Below are 15,921 nucleotides of genomic sequence, written 5' to 3'. Positions count from 1 at the left end.
CGTGCACCGCTCAGTGAAGCAGCGCCCGGATCAGCTCCTCGGCGTCACCGAGGAGCTGGACCTCACGGGCACTCATGGTCGGATTGACGGCCCGCCGTGCCCGCGCCTCGGCGAGCCCCTCCTCGGTCACCCGGTCCGCGTTCCCGTCGAGCATCGCGACCAGCGTCTCGCGGGCCACCTCCGCGTAGTCCTCGCCGCCGACGGCGACCTGCGCGAAGATCACGGCGGACATGCCCCAGTCCAGACCGGGTGGCCCGTCCTCGGCGTTGGACCAGTCGATGACCTTGGGGCCGTCCGGGGTGAGCATCACGTTGTCGGGGTGCAGATCCAGGTGCAGTACGCGGACGCCGGCGTCACCGGAACCCCGGCCGGGCACGGCGTGCAGCGCGCTCAGCAGTCCGGCGAGTACGCCACCGCCCTCCCGCGCGCCGATCTCCCCCGTCTCGAACGCCTCCAGCATGGTCGGCCCCGAGAGCCGTTCCATCACCATCTCGGCCCGCGTCGCCGCCCGCACGGCGGGCACCGGATACCCGTGCCCCCGCACGTACTCCATCACCGCCGCCTCGGCCGCCGCGTCCCCCCACCCGTCCCGGTCCCGCCGCACCACCCAGCCCCGCTCCCCCTCCACCTCGAAGACATCCGCCGAACGCCCCGAACCGATCAGTCGCCCCGTCCGCATGGCTCCGAACCTATCCACCGTCACAGCCACTCCTCAGGCGATTCCTACGGGCCGGTACAGTAAGCAGGTCGTCATCACACCCGTACGCGGAGAAGCCGGTGCAATTCCGGCGCTGTCCCGCAACCGTGAGCCACCCGCTGGGTAGTAAGCCGGATCGCCTCGTCCGGGACGTGACCGGCTCGTGCCACCGGCAGCCCGTCGGTGGCCGGCACCGTCGAGGCATACGGGGCCGGAGCCGCTCGGGGCCAAGCCTGCGCCCGGTGCTGCCCGCTCCCCGCAGGGAGAGTCATGATTGTTCGCCGCAGCGCCGCGGTACTGGCCGCCACCGTAGTGATCGGTACGGCCCTCACCCCGGCCGCCCTGGCCGAAGGCGCCTCGCCCTCGCCTTCCCCGGCGATGCCCTCCGGCCTCTACGGCACCACCGACCCCACCTATGACGGCGTCTGGCGGCAGTCCCTCGCGCTGCTCGCCCAGCACACCGTCGGCGTGCGGCCCGCGGCGAAGGGCGTCGACTGGCTGGCCGGGCAGCAGTGCGCGAACGGGGCGTTCGCGGCGTACCGCGCCGACGCGTCGGCGAAGTGCGACGCCAAGACGATGGTCGACACCAACAGCACCTCGGCGGCCGTGCAGGCCCTCGCCGCGCTCGGCGGCCACGACGGCGAGACGGGCAAGGCCGTCGCATGGCTGAAGTCCGTGCAGAACGAGGACGGCGGCTGGGGCTACACGCCGGGCGGCGCGAGCGACGCGAACTCCACGTCCGTGGTGATCGGGGCGCTGACCGCGGTGGGCATGAAGCCGAACGATGTCTCCAAGGGCGGCAAGTCGCCGTACGACGCCCTCGCGAAGCTGTCGATCCCGTGCGGCGAGGCCGACGCGGGCGCGTTCGCCTACCAGCCGGACAAGAAGGGCAAGCTCGCGGCCAACGCGGACGCGACGGCGGCGGCCGTGGTCGGAGCCCTGGGCAAGGGCCTCGCCGGTGAGCCCCTGAAGCCCACCGCCGATCCTCTCTCCTGCGAGACCGCCGACAGCGCCGGGCGGGCGGCCCAGAACGGCGCCGCGTACCTCGTCAAGGCGCTCGGCAAGGACCAGCACCTCATGTCGGTGATGCCCGGCGCCAAGAACCAGCCCGACTACGGCAACACGGCGGACGCGGTCGTCGCGCTCGCCACCGCCGGGCACGGCGACAAGGCGGCCGGCGCGATGCGCTGGCTGGAGGCCCACTCCGCGCAGTGGGCCGAGCAGAGCGGACCCGCCGCGTACGCGCAGCTCATCCTCGCCGCCGACGCGCAGGCGTCCGACCCGCGCGACTTCGGCGGCCGGGACCTCGTCGAGCAGCTCAACGCCACCGGCCCCGCGCCCGCGTCCCTCCCCGCCGAGCCCACGGCCTCCGCATCCGCCGGGGAACACGCGAAGAAGGACGACAAGGGCGGCGTCAGCGTCTGGTGGATCATCGGCGTCGGTCTCGTCGGCGGCATCGGCATCGGCTTCCTGATCAGCGCCCGCAACAAGAAGCAGCAGCCGTGAGCCGTCGCCGGACGTGCGTTCTGGTCCTGTCCCTGCTCCTCCTCGTGCTCGGCACGACGGTGGGGCAGGCCCAGGCCGTCGGCTACCGCTACTGGTCCTTCTGGGACCTGACGGGCGGGAAGTGGACGTACGCGACCCAGGGCCCGTCGACCGCGCGGCCGTCCGACGGCGACGTGCAGGGCTTCCGTTTCGCGGTGAGCGCGGACTCGCAGGACGCCTCCAAGCCGCGCGGCGACGCCGACTTCGCGTCCATCTGCGCGAAGACGCCGGCCCAGGCGGGCCGCAAGCGGGTGGCCCTCGTCATCGACTCCGGCACGGCCGCGGACGCCCCCGGCGGCGAGACGCCGCCCGCGCCGCGGACGGTCTGCGCCCGCGTCCCCGCCGACGCGACCACGGCCGAGGCCCTCGCCACGGTGGCCAAACCCCTCCGCTACGACACCAACGCGCTCCTGTGTGCCATCGCGGGCTACCCCGCAACGGGCTGCGGCGACCAGGTCACGACGTCACACACTCCGAGCCCCACCACCGCCAAGGCCAAGGTCAAGGCCGATTCGGCCCGGCACGGGCCGTCGCTGGGCCTGCTGGCGGGAATCGCCGCGGTGGCAACGCTCGGCGGGGCGGCAGTCTGGCAGACCCGCCGCCGCCGGTCCTGAGCACGGGGACCGCCGATGACACGCACGCCGCGGGCGAACCGTTCCAACGCCCTGCCCCCGGGAGCCTGGTGGATCTGGGCCCTGGGCCTGGGAACCGCCGCCTCCCGCACCACCAACCCCCTCCTGCTCGCCCTCCTCATAGCCGTGGCCGGATACGTGGTGGGCGCCCGCCGGACCGACGCCCCCTGGGCCCGCTCCTACGCCGCGTTCGTCAGACTCGGTATCGCCGTCCTCGGCATCCGGCTGGCGTTCGCCGTCTTCCTCGGCTCCCCCGTCCCCGGCACCCACCTCCTCATCACCCTCCCCGAACTCCCCCTCCCCCACTGGGCCCAGGGCATCCGTATCGGCGGCCGGGTCACCGCCGAGGGCCTGCTGTTCGCGCTGTACGACGGCCTGAAACTGGCCACGCTCCTCATCTGCGTCGGCGCGGCGAACGCCCTCGCGAACCCGGCACGGCTGCTGAAGTCACTCCCCGGCGCCCTGTACGAGGCGGGCGTCGCGGTGGTCGTCGCGCTGACGTTCGCGCCGAACCTGATCGCGGACGGCCGGCGACTGCGCGCCGCCCGCCGCCTGCGCGGCCGCCCCGACCGTGGGCTGCGCGGTCTGCTGCACGTCGGACTCCCCGTCCTGGAGGGCGCGTTGGAACGTTCGGTCGCCCTCGCGGCGGCGATGGACGCGCGCGGCTACGGCCGTATCGCCGAGGTTCCGCCCGCCGTCCGCCGCACGACCACCGCCTTGACGCTGGGCGGTCTGCTCGGCGTCTGCGCGGGCACGTACGGAGTGCTGACCGCCGAGGGCGGCACCTACGGCCTGCCCGTGCTGCTCGCGGGAGTGGCCGCGGCGCTCGGCGGGCTGTGGCTCGGCGGCCGCCGTTCGGCCCGCACGCGCTACCGCCCGGACGTGTGGGGCGTACGGGCCTGGCTGGTGGCGGGGTCCGGAGTCGCGGTGGCCGCCGGACTGATCGTCTCCGCCGCGTACGACCCCGCGGCCCTGAGCCCCGGCGTCCTCCCCCTGGCCGCCCCCGCCCTGCCCCTGTGGCCCGCGGCGGCGATCCTGCTCGGCCTGCTGCCCGCCTTCGTGGCCCCGGCCCCCCACTCACCACCCCGCTCACAGGAACCCTCCACTCCCAAGGACCCCTCATGATCCGCTTCGAGGATGTCTCCGTGACGTACGACGGGGCAGCCGAACCCACCGTCCAGGGCGTGGACTTCGAGGTCCCGGAGGGTGAACTCGTCCTGCTCGTGGGGCCCTCCGGCGTCGGCAAGTCGACCGTCCTCGGCGCGGTGTGCGGCCTCGTCCCGCACTTCACGGGCGGCACCCTGCGCGGCCGGGTCACGGTCGCCGGACGGGACACCCGCACCCACAAGCCGCGCGAACTCGCGGACGTGGTCGGCACGGTGGTCCAGGACCCGCTGTCCCATTTCGTGACGGACACGGTCGAGGACGAACTCGCCTACGGCATGGAGTCGTTGGGCATCGCACCGGCCGTGATGCGCCGCCGTGTCGAGGAGACCCTGGACCTGCTGGGCCTGGCGGACCTCCGTGACCGCCCGATCGCCACGCTCTCCGGCGGCCAGCAGCAGCGCGTCGCCATCGGCTCGGTCCTGACCCCCCACCCTCAGGTCCTGGTCCTCGACGAGCCCACCTCGGCCCTGGACCCGGCCGCCGCCGAGGAGGTCCTCGCCGTTCTGCAACGCCTCGTCCACGACCTGGGTACGACCGTCCTCATGGCCGAGCACCGCCTCGAACGCGTCATCCAGTACGCCGACCAGGTCGCCCTGCTTCCGTCCCCGGGCGCCGCGCCGCTCCTCGGCACGCCGTCCGAGATCATGGCCGTGTCCCCGGTGTACCCGCCGGTGGTGGACCTGGGCCGGCTGGCCGACTGGTCCCCGCTCCCCCTCACGGTGCGCGACGCACGGCGCAGGGCGGGATCCCTGCGGGAGCGGCTCGCGGAGCTCGTCCCGAAACCGAGGACCCCGCAGCCGAGGACCCCGCAGCCCACGCCCTCCCGCCCCACGCCCTCGCACCCGGCCTCGATCGAGGCCCTCGCCGTCCACCACGGCCGCGTCGAGGCGCTCCGGCGCGTCGACCTCACCGCCTCCCCCGGCGAGATCATCGCGCTGATGGGCCGCAACGGGGCCGGCAAGTCCACCCTCCTGGGCACGCTGGTCGGCCTGGTCCGGCCGGCGGCCGGTTCGGTCCTGGTCGGGGGCGCGGTCCCGACCAGGACGGCACCGCGGGACCTCGTACGCCGGGTGGGTCTCGTCCCGCAGGAACCGCGCGACCTGCTGTACGCCGACACGGTCGCCGCGGAGTGTGCGGCGGCCGACGAGGACGCGGGGGCCGAGCCCGGTACCTGCCGGGCCCTGGTGTCCGAGCTGCTGCCGGACATCGGGGACGACACCCACCCCCGTGACCTCTCGGAGGGGCAGCGGCTGGCGCTCGCGCTGGCCGTCGTCCTGACGGCCCGCCCCCCGCTCCTGCTCCTCGACGAACCGACCCGCGGCCTGGACTACGCGGCGAAGGCCCGCCTGGTCACCGTCCTGCGCGGCCTGGCCGCCGAGGGACACGCGATCGTCCTGGCCACCCACGACGTGGAACTCGCCGCCGAGCTCGCGCACCGTGTCGTCGTCCTCGCGGACGGCGAGATCGTCGCCGACGGCCCCACGGCCGAGGTGGTCGTGGCCTCCCCCTCCTTCGCCCCCCAGGTCACGAAGGTGCTCGCGCCGCAGCCATGGCTCACGGTCACCCAGGTCAGGGAGGCCCTCGCATGACGACACCGCGAGCCCGTCCCCAGGCCGGAGCCGTCCGCCTCGGGCCCCGCTCCCTCGCCGCCCTCTGCCTCGTGAGCGCCGTCGGGGTCGCCGGGTTCGGCTGGCCGCTCTTCGCCGATCCCACCTCGCAGGTCGCCGCGCACGCGCAGGACGCGCCCTGGCTGTTCGCGGGGCTGCTGGTACTGCTCGTCGCCGTCGTCACGGCGACCATCTCCGAGTCCGGGCTCGGCCCGAAGGCGGTGGCCATGCTCGGGGTGCTGGCCGCGACCGGCGCCGCGCTGCGGCCGATCGGCGCGGGGACGGCGGGGATCGAGCCGATGTTCTTCCTGATGGTGCTGAGCGGCCGGGTGCTCGGACCGGGGTTCGGGTTCGTGCTCGGGTCCGTGACCATGTTCTCCTCCGCGCTGCTCACGGGCGGGGTGGGACCGTGGCTGCCGTTCCAGATGCTCGCGATGGGCTGGTTCACGATGGGTGCCGGGCTGCTGCCGGGCCCCGACCGGCTGCGCGGGCGCGGGGAACTGGCCCTGCTCGCGGTGTACGGATTCTGCGCCGCCTTCGCGTACGGCACGGTCATGAACCTGGCCGGCTGGCCCTTCATGGACGCGCTGGCCTCGAACGTCGCCTTCGACCCGCACGCCGACGTGCCCGCCAACCTGGCCCGTTTCCTCGCCTACTGCCTGGCCACCTCCCTCGGCTGGGACCTGGGCCGGGCCGTCGTCACCGTCGTCCTGACCCTCGCGCTCGGCGCGCCCCTCCTCAAGGCGCTGCGCCGGGCGACGCGGCGGGCCGCCTTTGAGACCCCGGTCACCTTCGAACCCCAGTGACGTGCGACCCAGGTCACACCACTCGGACGCGCCCCGTATCCACCCGCACACCTTCTGTCAGGCGCGGGGTGAGGCGGCCCACAGGGCCCACGTCACATACGAAGCGGGTTCGTAGTGCCAGACGTGTGGCATGGACGCGTCGCCAACCCCTCTGACCTGGGGTTTGAGACCCAGGTCACACAAGGGACGTTTCCCTCGGATGCGACCACCACTAGTAAAAGGGGTCATTGCGGACGCCCCCCTGAGCCTGTTTCTCTGGAGCAGTCGTCAGGCGCCACGAGCCCACCCGGGCCGCGGCGCCGATGTACGCCCCCACCACACATCGTGTGGTCACGGCGTACCGCGGCAGCCCTGTTCCCGAAGAGAGGTTCTCCGCGTGTCCGTCTCCTTCATCCGCCGCTTCGCCACCTCCCCGAAGAAGGTCCTCACCACCGCCGCCGTGGCTGCCGCCACGACCGGCATGGTCCTGGCCGCGGCCCCCGCCCAGGCCGCCACCAGCCAGGCCTCCTCCGCTCAGGCCGTCGCGCACCGGATGATCCCGGACGCCGCGCAGTTCAGCGCCTTCAGCAAGATCGTCGAGCACGAGAGCGGCTGGAACCCCAGCGCCACGAACTCCGCCTCCGGCGCGTACGGCCTGGTCCAGGCCCTGCCCGGCTCGAAGATGTCGGCCGCCGGTTCCGACTGGAAGACGAACCCGGCCACCCAGATCAAGTGGGGGCTGGACTACATGAACTCCCGCTACGGCAGCCCTGCCGCCGCCTGGAACTTCTGGCAGGCCCACAACTGGTACTGAGCGGCCCCCCGGTAACCCCCGGCGCCCCCAGCACCGCATACGCGAAGGCGGCGGCCCCCCGATCCCCGGGGCCGCCGCCTTCGCCATGCCCATCGAACTCGATCGATCCGCTCGAACCGATCGATCCGCTCGAATGGATCGATCCGCTCGGTCTAATCGCCTTGCTCGGTCTGCGCGCTCTGCTCGTAGAAGTGCTGCCGTCGGCCGACGAGCCGCTCGTACATCTTCCGCTGCTCGGCGACGTCGTCCTTGTTCTTCTCCAGCTCGTCGAGCCACTCCCGTTTGATCTGGTCCAGGAACGCGCGCCAGTCCCCGCTTCCCTGGGCCTTCCCCAGCTCCCGCAGCTCCACGAGGCGCTCGTTGTGCTTCAGGCCTCCGGTGCCGACCTTGTCCCCCTTGTGACCGTGCAGGACCGACTCGGGGTTGGCCGTGGCCTCGGTGGACCGGAAGTTGTGGACATAGCCGACCGGGCTGTCGGCGTGGGGTTTGATCGTCTCGATGCCGACCAGCAGGGAACCGTCCTTGCTCGCGGTCGGCGGGGTGAGAATCAGCAGCATGTGGCCGTACGAGCCGTTCGGCAGGACCACGTCGCCGTTCCAGTCCCGCGAGCCGAACCCGCCGCCGGAGATGTCCATGCCCATGAGCTGCGGACGCTCGGGCCCGACGTGGGGCACGCCCGGCGTCAAATAGTTCGTGACGGACGCGCCGAAGCCGCCCTTCTCCTGGAACTTGCCCGGCTCGCCGCCCTCCTTGTTCTTCTCGATGGTGGTGCGGTGCGTGGCGAAATCGCGCTTGTCGACGAACTGAGCGCGTCGGCCCTGATCCGTGACGCCCAGGAAGTCCGTCAACGACTGGGACGACTCGCCCCCGCGCAGAGCGGGGATGCGGATGTTGACCCGGCCGCCGTGGGCGAGCGCCCGCACGACGTCGCCCTCGCGGTAGTCGACGTGCGCCGCCACGCCCGCCCCCGGGTCGTAGGTCTTCAGCCCGTGCTGCAGCAGGAGCAGGACGGAGGTGAAGACGTCACGGGCCTTGGCGTCCTTCGCGGCGTGCTTCGCCGTCGCGGGCTTGTCCGCGTCGGGGTGCCGGCGTTCGGCCGCGAGTCCGGCCGGGTGCAGGGTGTCGACCGCGGTCTGCCGAATCTGCTCGTCCCGTTCGGCGCGCAGAGGCCGCTTCTCCTCCTCCGTGACTCCGGGAGCCTTGGTGGTCATGAAACGGCCGAGGGTGTAGTCCGGGGAGATCGGGGCGGGCGCGCCGGCCGCGCGCGTGCCCGGCGCGTGCTTCTGGAAGGCCAGGGTCGCGGCGAGGATGCGTTTGCCCGGGGCGTTCCTCAGCCAGTCCTTGTAGTCGCCCTCGATGTAGTCCTCGGACTCCTTGAAGGTGCCGATACCCACCTTCGCGAGCCACTGGGGGTTCACCTCGGAGAGCGTCCTGATGTCCTCCAGATCCTGGGCACCGAACAGCTCGCCACTGATCACCCGGCGCTCCAGGGTGCGCTTCAGGCGCATCGGGCCGTCCGGCATCCAGTGCTCCGGCCACCACGTGCCCGGCGCCAGCAGATTCGTCTTCATCTTCGCCACGACGACATGGCCCTCGATCGACCGGCTCAGCCGTGTGATCACGGCCGCGCCCCGGCGGTCCTCCTGGGCGGACTCCTCGACAGCGGGAGGCGCGCTCGTGCTCGCCTCCCCCGCCCTCTGCACGGTCACGGACGCCGCCCGGTTGCCCGCCGTGCGCTGGATCGCCGCCATCTCGGCGGGGGTCCTGGGCGCGGCGTCCGACCCGGTCCGGGTCCGGTGGGGGCCCGGGGAGGCAGGGCGTGGCAGCGGCGCGGTACGTACCGGTGATCCCGCCCTTGAGCGCCCGCCCTCGCCGTACTGCCGCCTGTCCATACGCCTCTCCACCCACCTCTTCATCCACCGGGCTCCCGTCGTCTGCCTGAGCGCCCGCTTCTGTTGTCCCCAGAGGTATAGAGAGCCATGGTGACTTCGGGGCGCCCCGGGACGGAAGGACACAGGGGGCAGCACGCGGGACCTGACGGGCACGGTTGCCCCGGGGCGCGGCGCACCGGACTGACACGCGGAGCCCCCCGATGTCCGGGAGTCCCCCGTGCCCGTGGTGGACTTGAGCACACCGTGCCCTTCCCTCCCACCGGAGCCCCCATGAGCGAGCAGAGCGCAGAGGGCACCGAGAACACCGAGCCGCAGGCCCACGACCCCGAGGCACGCGGGGTGCGTCTGGTGGTGGTGCTGTTGTCGCTGACCGTGGTCAGCGGGCTGATCGACGCGGTCAGCTATCTCGGACTCGGACATGTCTTCACGGCGAACATGACCGGCAACGTGGTGGTACTCGGCTTCGCCGCGGCGGGCGCCCCCGGCTTCTCGATCCCGCACACCTCGACCTCGCTGGCCTGCTTCCTGGTCGGCGCCGCGGCCGGGGGCCGGATCGCGGGGCGGTACGGCGGCGGCTCACGCCGGACCTGGGCACGGGTCACGCTCACCGCGGAGGCGGTGTTCGTGGGCGCGTCCGCGGTGGTCGCCTTCGTCGCGCCGGGCGCCACCGGGACCACCTACGCCCTGATCGCCCTCACGGCCTTCGCCATGGGCCTGCGCAACGCGACGGTCCGCAAACTCGGCGTGCCGGACCTCACGACCACCGTCCTGACGATGACCCTGACCGGCCTCGCCTCCGACTCCGCGGCCGGCGACGGCTCGGGCCACCGCTCCCCCCGCCGCACGGCGGCCGTCCTCGCCATGCTGGCGGGCGCGACGCTCGGCGCCTGGCTGGTGAGCCACCACGGCCTGGCCATCCCCCTGCTGCTCGCGGCACTGCTGGCGGGGGTACTGGCGGTCGCGACGTCCGGTCGGGAGTGACGGGGTCCGTATGGGCTCAGCAGTCCGTGACCAGAGGGACGCGGACTCCCTCAACGCGCGAACAGGCCCCGGGCTCCGTCACGGAGTCCGGGGCCTTCGAGCAGGCCGGACTACAGCTGGTCGAGGAGCCAGGTGCACAGCTCTTCGGTGACCTTGGTGTGCTCCTCGTTCCGGGAGGCGCACAGGAACGCGTCGAGTTCGCTCTCGCCGGGGTCGAGGGCGCTGATGTCGGTGTTCAGCAGCGCGGTGGTGTCCACGTCGCGGACGGCCACCGCGCTGACCGAGGGCACGAAACAGATCTCGGGGACCGGGGCCACGGCGCTGCCGGGGATCAACTTGTTGAGGGTTTCGGCGGCGATACCGAAGGACGCCAGGGTGCCGCCGGGAGCGCCGTCGATCTCCGGGAACCCGTCGGTGGTGATCGTCTCGTTCTTCCCGAGGGTCGCTTTCAGTTCGGCGACCAAGGCCTCGTCGCCCTCGGACTGGGTGTAGATGGTGGTGCCGGGGAACAGCAACCCGGTGGCGCGGAACGCCTTCACGCCGGGCTCGATCCCCGTGCCCTGGCCGTTTCCGGTGCCGTTGGCGACGCCGATCTTCCGCGGTCGCCTCGGCCAGTTACCGACGCGCTCCAGGGCGGCGAGGAAGTCGGAGCGGGCCTTGTCCTGCCCGGGAGTGCCGTCCACCGTCTCGATGTGCCGCCACATCAGCTCGCGGGAGGCCGGGCTGTTGATCTGGTCCGACAGCGCGCTGTTGGCCGGGTTGCCGCGCTTGATGTAGTGCGCGAACGCCTGCAGACCGATCGGCACCCACGCGCCCCGGTGGGGGCTGTCCCAGGAGAAGTACACCTCGGTCTGGTGGTCCATCTTCTGGGTCTCCATCCGCGCCAGGGCATAGCGGGTGACCAGACCGCCCATGCTGAACCCGCCGACCACCAGCGGTGCCTTGCCCTCGCGCTCGTCGATCAGCCTCGTGATCGCCTCGATCACGTACCCGGCGTTGTCGAGGATCGACGCGGAGCGCTCCCCGTAGCCGAAGATGACCGCGTCCCGCCCGCGCTCGCGCAACTGGCTGATCAGCGGGTACTCGCCCCGCTCGAAGCCGTCGTAGAGCTCGTCCAGGCTGCTCGGCCCCACGTTGAAGCCGTCGGCCAGCACCACCGGCCGTTGCAGACCGCTGTGGTCCTTGCCGTAGTACACCCAGGCGGTGCCGTCGTAGACCGGCACGTAGCCTTCCTGGCCCTCCTCGTCGGCGTTCAGGTGCCGTCCGAAGTGCCACGTCTCGTCCGGCGCCGGGGCCGGTGGCGGCTTCGGCTGGTCCAACGGGGCCATCAGCCCGATCGAACCGACGAACTGCTGCTCGCGGGCCGCCTTCTCTTTGCTCACTGCGGTTGATCCCCTTCCTTCAGGCCGCACGAAGACCCCGGTGCATACGCCCCGGGGTCGTGCGACTTGGATGTGAGGCTCATCATCAGGGGACAAAAACGGATGTTCGGGTTCCCTCGCACGATCATCATCACCATGAGTGATTGTCAGCCCCATGGGTTTGGCCCTGCGGTCGAGCCGGTCGACACTCGAACCAGACCGTCTTGCCGCCCCCGAGCCCCGGCCCCACACCCCACTTGTCGACCACCGCGTCGAGCAGCACGAGCCCGCGCCCACCCTCCGCCTCCGGCGGCAACTCGTCCGGGGTGAGGGGTACTTGCGGGGATCTGTCCGTCACCTCCACCCTCACTCCGGCCGTCTGCCGCAGCATCAGCAACGCACAGCGCCGGTCCGGGACATGGCGTACGACGTTGGCGACCAGCTCGGTCACGGCCAGCTCCACGGAGTCGGCCAACTCCGCCAGGTCCCACTCGTCCAGCAGCGACCTGACGATCCGCCGGATGTGCCGGGCCGAGTGTGCGCCGACGGTGATCCGCATCGCGTACTGGGCGGGGCGGGAGCCCAGGAGGGTGGGGGGAATGTGTTCGTTCACGCTACGAGACTGACCTCGCGCGACTACGCTCGGCTACGGAACGAATACAACGGGTCCCGGAGTGGACCGAGTTGCGCGCGAGAGGGGCCGTACGTGACCCATATCAACATCCTCGACCCGGGCGCGTCCCCGCTCGACTACTACGGGTTCGAGTTGCGGCGGTATCGGGAGGCAGCTGGGCTCACCCAGAAGCAACTGGGCGCCGTCATCAATTACACCGGCTCCCTGGTCGGACAGATCGAGACGGCACGGAAGCTGCCGACACCGGAATTCAGCGAACGCACGGATGCGGCGCTCGGGACGGATGGGCTGCTGTCCCGGCTCGTGGATCTGGTGCTGCGCAGCCAACTCCCGGCCTGGTTCAGGCAGGTGGCGGAGCTGGAAGCGCGGGCGGCAGAGATCCATGTATTCCAGCCCCAGTTGGTACACGGGCTGCTCCAGACGGAGGCGTACGCGCGCGCGGTACTCAGCGCCGTGGACGACAGCGACCTGGACAACCGGACCACCGCACGTCTGGCGCGACAGCGCATCCTGGAGAAGGCCAAGCCGCCAGTATTGTGGGCGGTTTTCAGCGAGACGGTGCTTTACCAGGAGATTGGCGGCCCGGAGGTCATGCGCGGCCAACTGTCGCGACTGTTGTCCTTCGAGAGGAGCCCGCGTGTGAACATCCAGGTACTGCCGTTCAAGGTGGGCACTCACGCAGGATTCCCGGGATCGTTCGACCTCTTCCGCTTCTCGAACGATCCCACCATCGTCTATAGCGAGGACTACGAGACGGGGCATGCGACCGCGAATCCTGACTCAGTCGAGTCCCGGTCGCTCCGTTACGATCATTTGCAGGCTGCGGCCCTGTCCGTCAAGGACTCGGCGACGCTGATCCGGCACGTGATGGAGGAACGCTATGGAGAGCAACTCACGTCTGACCAGCGCCCAATGGCGTAAGTCGAGCTACAGCACCGACACCGGCGGCTCCTGCGTAGAAATCGCCGAAACCCCTTGCGCTAACACCATCGCCGTACGCGACTCGAAGAACCCGGCGGGACCGATCCTCACGATCGCCCCCGCCGCCTTCGTCGCCTTCGTCTCCTGGACTACAACCGCTGGATGATCGTGCCGGTGGCCAGTCCACCGCCCGCGCACATGGTGATCAGCGCGAACTCCTTGTCCCGTCGCTCCAGTTCGTGCAGGGCGGTGGTGATCAGCCGGGCACCCGTCGCTCCGACCGGGTGCCCGAGCGCGATCGCACCGCCGTTCACGTTGACCTTCTCCAGGTCCTGCTCGAAGACCTGCGCCCAGCTCAACACCACTGAAGCGAACGCCTCGTTGATCTCCACGAGGTCGATGTCCTTCAAAGACATCCCGGCCTTGCCCAGCACCGCACGCGTCGCGTCGATCGGGCCGTCCAGATGGAAGTGCGGGTCCGAACCCACCAGCGCCTGCGCCACGATCCGCGCCCTCGGGCGCAGCTTCAGCGCCCGGGCCATCCGCTTGGAGGCCCAGAGGATCGCCGCCGCACCGTCCGAGATCTGCGAGGAGTTGCCCGCCGTGTGGACGGCCGTGGGCATCACCGGCTTGAGGCCCGCCAGCGCCTCCATGGACGTGTCGCGGAGTCCCTCGTCACGGTCGACGAGGCGCCACATGCCCTGTCCGGCCCGCTGCTCCTCCTCGGTGGTCGGCACCTGCACGGCGAAGGTCTCGCGCTTGAAGCGTTCCTCCGACCAGGCGTTCGCGGCGCGCTCCTGCGAGACCAGGCCCAGCCTGTCGACGTTCTCGCGCGTCAGCCCACGATTGCGCGCGATGCGCTCGGCGGCCTCGAACTGATTGGGCAGATCCACGTTCCACTCGTCCGGGAACGGCTTCCCGGGGCCGTGCTTGGAGCCGGAGCCCAGCGGCACCCTCGACATCGCCTCGACCCCGCACGAGATACCGACGTCGATGACGCCCGCCGCGACCATGTTGGCCACCATGTGGGAGGCCTGCTGCGAGGAGCCGCACTGGCAGTCGACCGTCGTCGCCGCCGTCTCGTACGGCAGGCCCATGGCGAGCCAGGCCGTGCGCGCGGGGTTCATGGACTGCTCGCCGGCGTGCGTCACCGTGCCGCCGACGATCTGCTCGACGCAGTCGGCGTGGATGCCGGTGCGGCCGAGGAGTTCACGGTAGGTCTCGCCCAGGAGATAGGCGGGGTGGAGGTTGGCGAGTGCGCCACCTCGCTTGCCGATGGGGGTGCGTACGGCTTCGACGATCACGGGTTCCGCGGCCATGGGGGCTCGTCCTCTCCTCAGGCCTGCCCGGCGGCCAGGCCCTGCTGACCCGCGCAGCGCGGGGCGTCCCGGCCCACCCACCGCGCAGAACTAGAACGCGTACCAGTTCTGTGTGCAGTCTGCGGATCCAAGCCCCCACGCCGCAAGGGTCGTGCAGCGCTCGAAGTGGTGATCTGCACGAACTCCCCACGGAATTCGGGGTGCCGTACCCCTTGCGACTTGTAGAACCCGTTACTACCTTCACGGCAATTCCGGATTCCTGATGGACCGTCAGAATGGTGGGTGGTCGCCGATGCCCTGTCCCGCGCTGCCCGACGGGTTCGACTTCACCGACCCCGATCTGCTGCACCACCGCGTGCCCCTGCCGGAGTTCGCCGAACTGCGCCGGGCCGAACCCGTCCGCTGGATCCCCCAGCCCGCCGGTCTGGCCGGCTTCCAGGACGAGGGGTACTGGGCGGTCACCCGGCACGCGGACGTCAAGTACGTCTCCACGCACCCGGAGATCTACTCCTCCTACCTCAACACCGCGATCATCCGCTTCCACGAACACATGCAGCGCGACGCGATCGACGCCCAGCGGCTGATCCTGCTCAACATGGACCCACCCGAGCACACCCGCGTCCGCCAGATAGTGCAACGCGGTTTCACGCCAAGGGCCATCCGGGCGCTGGAGGAGCGGCTCCGCTCCCGTGCCCTCTCGATCGTCGAGGGCGCCCGCGCCCATTCGGGGCCCTTCGACTTCGTCACCGAGGTCGCCTGCGAACTGCCTCTCCAGGCGATAGCCGAGCTGATCGGCGTTCCCCAGGACGACCGCATCAAGATCTTCGAGTGGTCCAACAAGATGATCGCGTACGACGACCCGGAGTACGCCATCACCGAGGAGGTCGGCGCCGAGTCGGCCGCCGAGCTCATCTCGTACGCCATGAACATGGCCGCCGACCGCAAGCAGTGCCCGGCCAAGGACATCGTCAGCACGCTGGTGGCGGCCGAGGACGAGGGCAACCTCGGTTCCGACGAGTTCGGCTTCTTCGTTCTGATGCTGTCGGTCGCCGGCAACGAGACCACCCGCAACGCCATCACCCACGGCATGCACGCCTTCCTCACCCACCCCGAGCAGTGGGAGCTGTACAAGAGCACCCGTCCGGCGACCACGGCCGAGGAGATCGTGCGGTGGGCGACCCCCGTCGTCTCCTTCCAGCGCACCGCCACCCAGGACACCGAACTAGGCGGCAAGCAGATCAAGAAGGGCGACCGGGTCGGGATCTTCTACGCCTCCGCCAACCACGACCCCGAGGTCTTCGAGAACCCGGACTCCTTCGACATCACCCGCGACCCCAACCCCCACCTCGGCTTCGGCGGCGGAGGCCCCCACTACTGCCTCGGCAAGTCCCTGGCCGTCCTGGAGATCGACCTCATCTTCAACGCGATCGCCGACGCGATGCCGAACCTCACCCTGGCCGGCGACCCGCGCCGACTGCGCTCCGCCTGGATCAACGGGGTCAAGGAGCTCCAGGTCGACGCCGGCTGACCGCACCGCACGCTCGGGCCGACGGACTCCCGGTGCCC

15 protein-coding genes are annotated in these 15,921 nt (G+C 71.1%); 10 read left to right on the top strand and 5 right to left on the bottom strand.

Annotation, left to right across the window (positions count from 1 at the left end; genetic code table 11):
• Positions 1-10 precede the first annotated feature (10 nt).
• Positions 11-679, bottom strand: a complete 669-nt coding sequence (locus OG568_RS34590; protein WP_329536542.1) for a phosphotransferase family protein — start codon at positions 677-679, stop codon at positions 11-13.
• 288 nt (positions 680-967) lie between these two features.
• Between OG568_RS34590 and OG568_RS34585 the strand changes: the two genes are divergently transcribed.
• The 6 genes from OG568_RS34585 (at position 968) to OG568_RS34560 (ending at position 7,247) form a co-directional block, all read left to right on the top strand.
• Entirely contained in the window at positions 968-2,203 is a 1,236-nt protein-coding gene (locus OG568_RS34585) for a prenyltransferase/squalene oxidase repeat-containing protein (RefSeq protein ID WP_329534399.1), read from the top strand.
• A complete protein-coding gene (locus OG568_RS34580; RefSeq protein WP_329534398.1) occupies positions 2,200-2,856 on the top strand; it encodes an SCO2322 family protein in 657 nt (218 codons plus the stop codon). The genes OG568_RS34585 and OG568_RS34580 overlap by 4 nt, the downstream gene beginning before the upstream one ends.
• Before the next feature lie 15 nt (positions 2,857-2,871).
• Positions 2,872-3,999 carry a CbiQ family ECF transporter T component gene (locus OG568_RS34575; RefSeq protein WP_329534397.1) on the top strand — a complete coding sequence of 376 codons (1,128 nt, stop codon included), beginning with the start codon at positions 2,872-2,874 and terminating at the stop codon, positions 3,997-3,999.
• On the top strand, positions 3,996-5,630 hold the full coding sequence (locus OG568_RS34570; RefSeq protein ID WP_329534396.1) for an ABC transporter ATP-binding protein: 1,635 nt from the start codon (positions 3,996-3,998) through the stop codon (positions 5,628-5,630). Before OG568_RS34575 ends, OG568_RS34570 begins: the two co-directional genes overlap by 4 nt.
• Positions 5,627-6,454, top strand: coding sequence for an ECF transporter S component (locus OG568_RS34565; protein WP_329534395.1), 828 nt, complete (start codon positions 5,627-5,629; stop codon positions 6,452-6,454). Before OG568_RS34570 ends, OG568_RS34565 begins: the two co-directional genes overlap by 4 nt.
• A gap of 376 nt (positions 6,455-6,830) precedes the next feature.
• Entirely contained in the window at positions 6,831-7,247 is a 417-nt protein-coding gene (locus tag OG568_RS34560) for a transglycosylase SLT domain-containing protein (protein ID WP_266582247.1), read from the top strand.
• Positions 7,248-7,399: 152 nt separating this feature from the next.
• Here OG568_RS34560 and OG568_RS34555 read toward each other — a convergent pair whose 3' ends face one another.
• Positions 7,400-8,998, bottom strand: a complete 1,599-nt coding sequence (locus OG568_RS34555; RefSeq protein ID WP_329534394.1) for a PE-PGRS family protein — start codon at positions 8,996-8,998, stop codon at positions 7,400-7,402.
• A 411-nt stretch (positions 8,999-9,409) separates the two neighbouring features.
• On the opposite strand from OG568_RS34555, the gene OG568_RS34550 reads away from it, so the two are divergent.
• Positions 9,410-10,120 carry a YoaK family protein gene (locus OG568_RS34550; protein WP_329534393.1) on the top strand — a complete coding sequence of 237 codons (711 nt, stop codon included), beginning with the start codon at positions 9,410-9,412 and terminating at the stop codon, positions 10,118-10,120.
• 110 nt (positions 10,121-10,230) lie between these two features.
• Here OG568_RS34550 and OG568_RS34545 read toward each other — a convergent pair whose 3' ends face one another.
• Complete coding sequence (locus tag OG568_RS34545) at positions 10,231-11,502, bottom strand: esterase/lipase family protein (RefSeq protein ID WP_329534392.1); 1,272 nt, start codon at positions 11,500-11,502, stop codon at positions 10,231-10,233.
• Between the two features lie 130 nt (positions 11,503-11,632).
• A complete protein-coding gene (locus tag OG568_RS34540; RefSeq protein ID WP_329534391.1) occupies positions 11,633-12,094 on the bottom strand; it encodes an ATP-binding protein in 462 nt (153 codons plus the stop codon).
• A gap of 93 nt (positions 12,095-12,187) precedes the next feature.
• Between OG568_RS34540 and OG568_RS34535 the strand changes: the two genes are divergently transcribed.
• Complete coding sequence (locus OG568_RS34535) at positions 12,188-13,036, top strand: helix-turn-helix domain-containing protein (RefSeq protein ID WP_329534390.1); 849 nt, start codon at positions 12,188-12,190, stop codon at positions 13,034-13,036.
• Entirely contained in the window at positions 12,996-13,202 is a 207-nt protein-coding gene (locus tag OG568_RS34530) for a DUF397 domain-containing protein (RefSeq protein ID WP_329534389.1), read from the top strand. The genes OG568_RS34535 and OG568_RS34530 overlap by 41 nt, the downstream gene beginning before the upstream one ends.
• On the opposite strand, the gene OG568_RS34525 is transcribed toward OG568_RS34530, so the two are convergent.
• The gene (locus OG568_RS34525; protein WP_266582256.1) at positions 13,186-14,355 is read right to left on the bottom strand and encodes a steroid 3-ketoacyl-CoA thiolase; all 1,170 of its coding nucleotides are present in this window, start codon (positions 14,353-14,355) and stop codon (positions 13,186-13,188) included. The two genes, OG568_RS34530 and OG568_RS34525, sit on opposite strands and share 17 nt — an antisense overlap.
• A 292-nt stretch (positions 14,356-14,647) precedes the next feature.
• Here OG568_RS34525 and OG568_RS34520 point away from each other — a divergent pair, with 292 nt between their 5' ends.
• Positions 14,648-15,883, top strand: a complete 1,236-nt coding sequence (locus tag OG568_RS34520) for a cytochrome P450 (protein WP_266421831.1) — start codon at positions 14,648-14,650, stop codon at positions 15,881-15,883.
• Positions 15,884-15,921: the final 38 nt, after the last annotated feature.

Origin of the sequence: Streptomyces sp. NBC_01450 (genome assembly GCF_036227505.1) — a bacterium.
Lineage (GTDB): Bacteria > Actinomycetota > Actinomycetes > Streptomycetales > Streptomycetaceae > Streptomyces.
The sequence above is the reverse complement of the archived record's forward strand: the minus strand, read 5'-3'. Positions and strand labels throughout refer to the sequence as shown.

What these genes read in the sequence shown, in the direction of transcription:
- OG568_RS34525 (WP_266582256.1), bottom strand. Translation starts at nt 14,355, where the DNA reads ATGGCCGCGGAACCCGTGATCGTCGAAGCCGTACGCACCCCCATCGGC.
- OG568_RS34565 (WP_329534395.1), top strand. Translation starts at nt 5,627, where the DNA reads ATGACGACACCGCGAGCCCGTCCCCAGGCCGGAGCCGTCCGCCTCGGG.
- OG568_RS34520 (WP_266421831.1), top strand. Translation starts at nt 14,648, where the DNA reads ATGCCCTGTCCCGCGCTGCCCGACGGGTTCGACTTCACCGACCCCGAT.
- OG568_RS34590 (WP_329536542.1), bottom strand. Translation starts at nt 679, where the DNA reads ATGCGGACGGGGCGACTGATCGGTTCGGGGCGTTCGGCGGATGTCTTC.
- OG568_RS34550 (WP_329534393.1), top strand. Translation starts at nt 9,410, where the DNA reads ATGAGCGAGCAGAGCGCAGAGGGCACCGAGAACACCGAGCCGCAGGCC.
- OG568_RS34585 (WP_329534399.1), top strand. Translation starts at nt 968, where the DNA reads ATGATTGTTCGCCGCAGCGCCGCGGTACTGGCCGCCACCGTAGTGATC.
- OG568_RS34530 (WP_329534389.1), top strand. Translation starts at nt 12,996, where the DNA reads ATGGAGAGCAACTCACGTCTGACCAGCGCCCAATGGCGTAAGTCGAGC.
- OG568_RS34570 (WP_329534396.1), top strand. Translation starts at nt 3,996, where the DNA reads ATGATCCGCTTCGAGGATGTCTCCGTGACGTACGACGGGGCAGCCGAA.
- OG568_RS34575 (WP_329534397.1), top strand. Translation starts at nt 2,872, where the DNA reads ATGACACGCACGCCGCGGGCGAACCGTTCCAACGCCCTGCCCCCGGGA.
- OG568_RS34555 (WP_329534394.1), bottom strand. Translation starts at nt 8,998, where the DNA reads ATGGCGGCGATCCAGCGCACGGCGGGCAACCGGGCGGCGTCCGTGACC.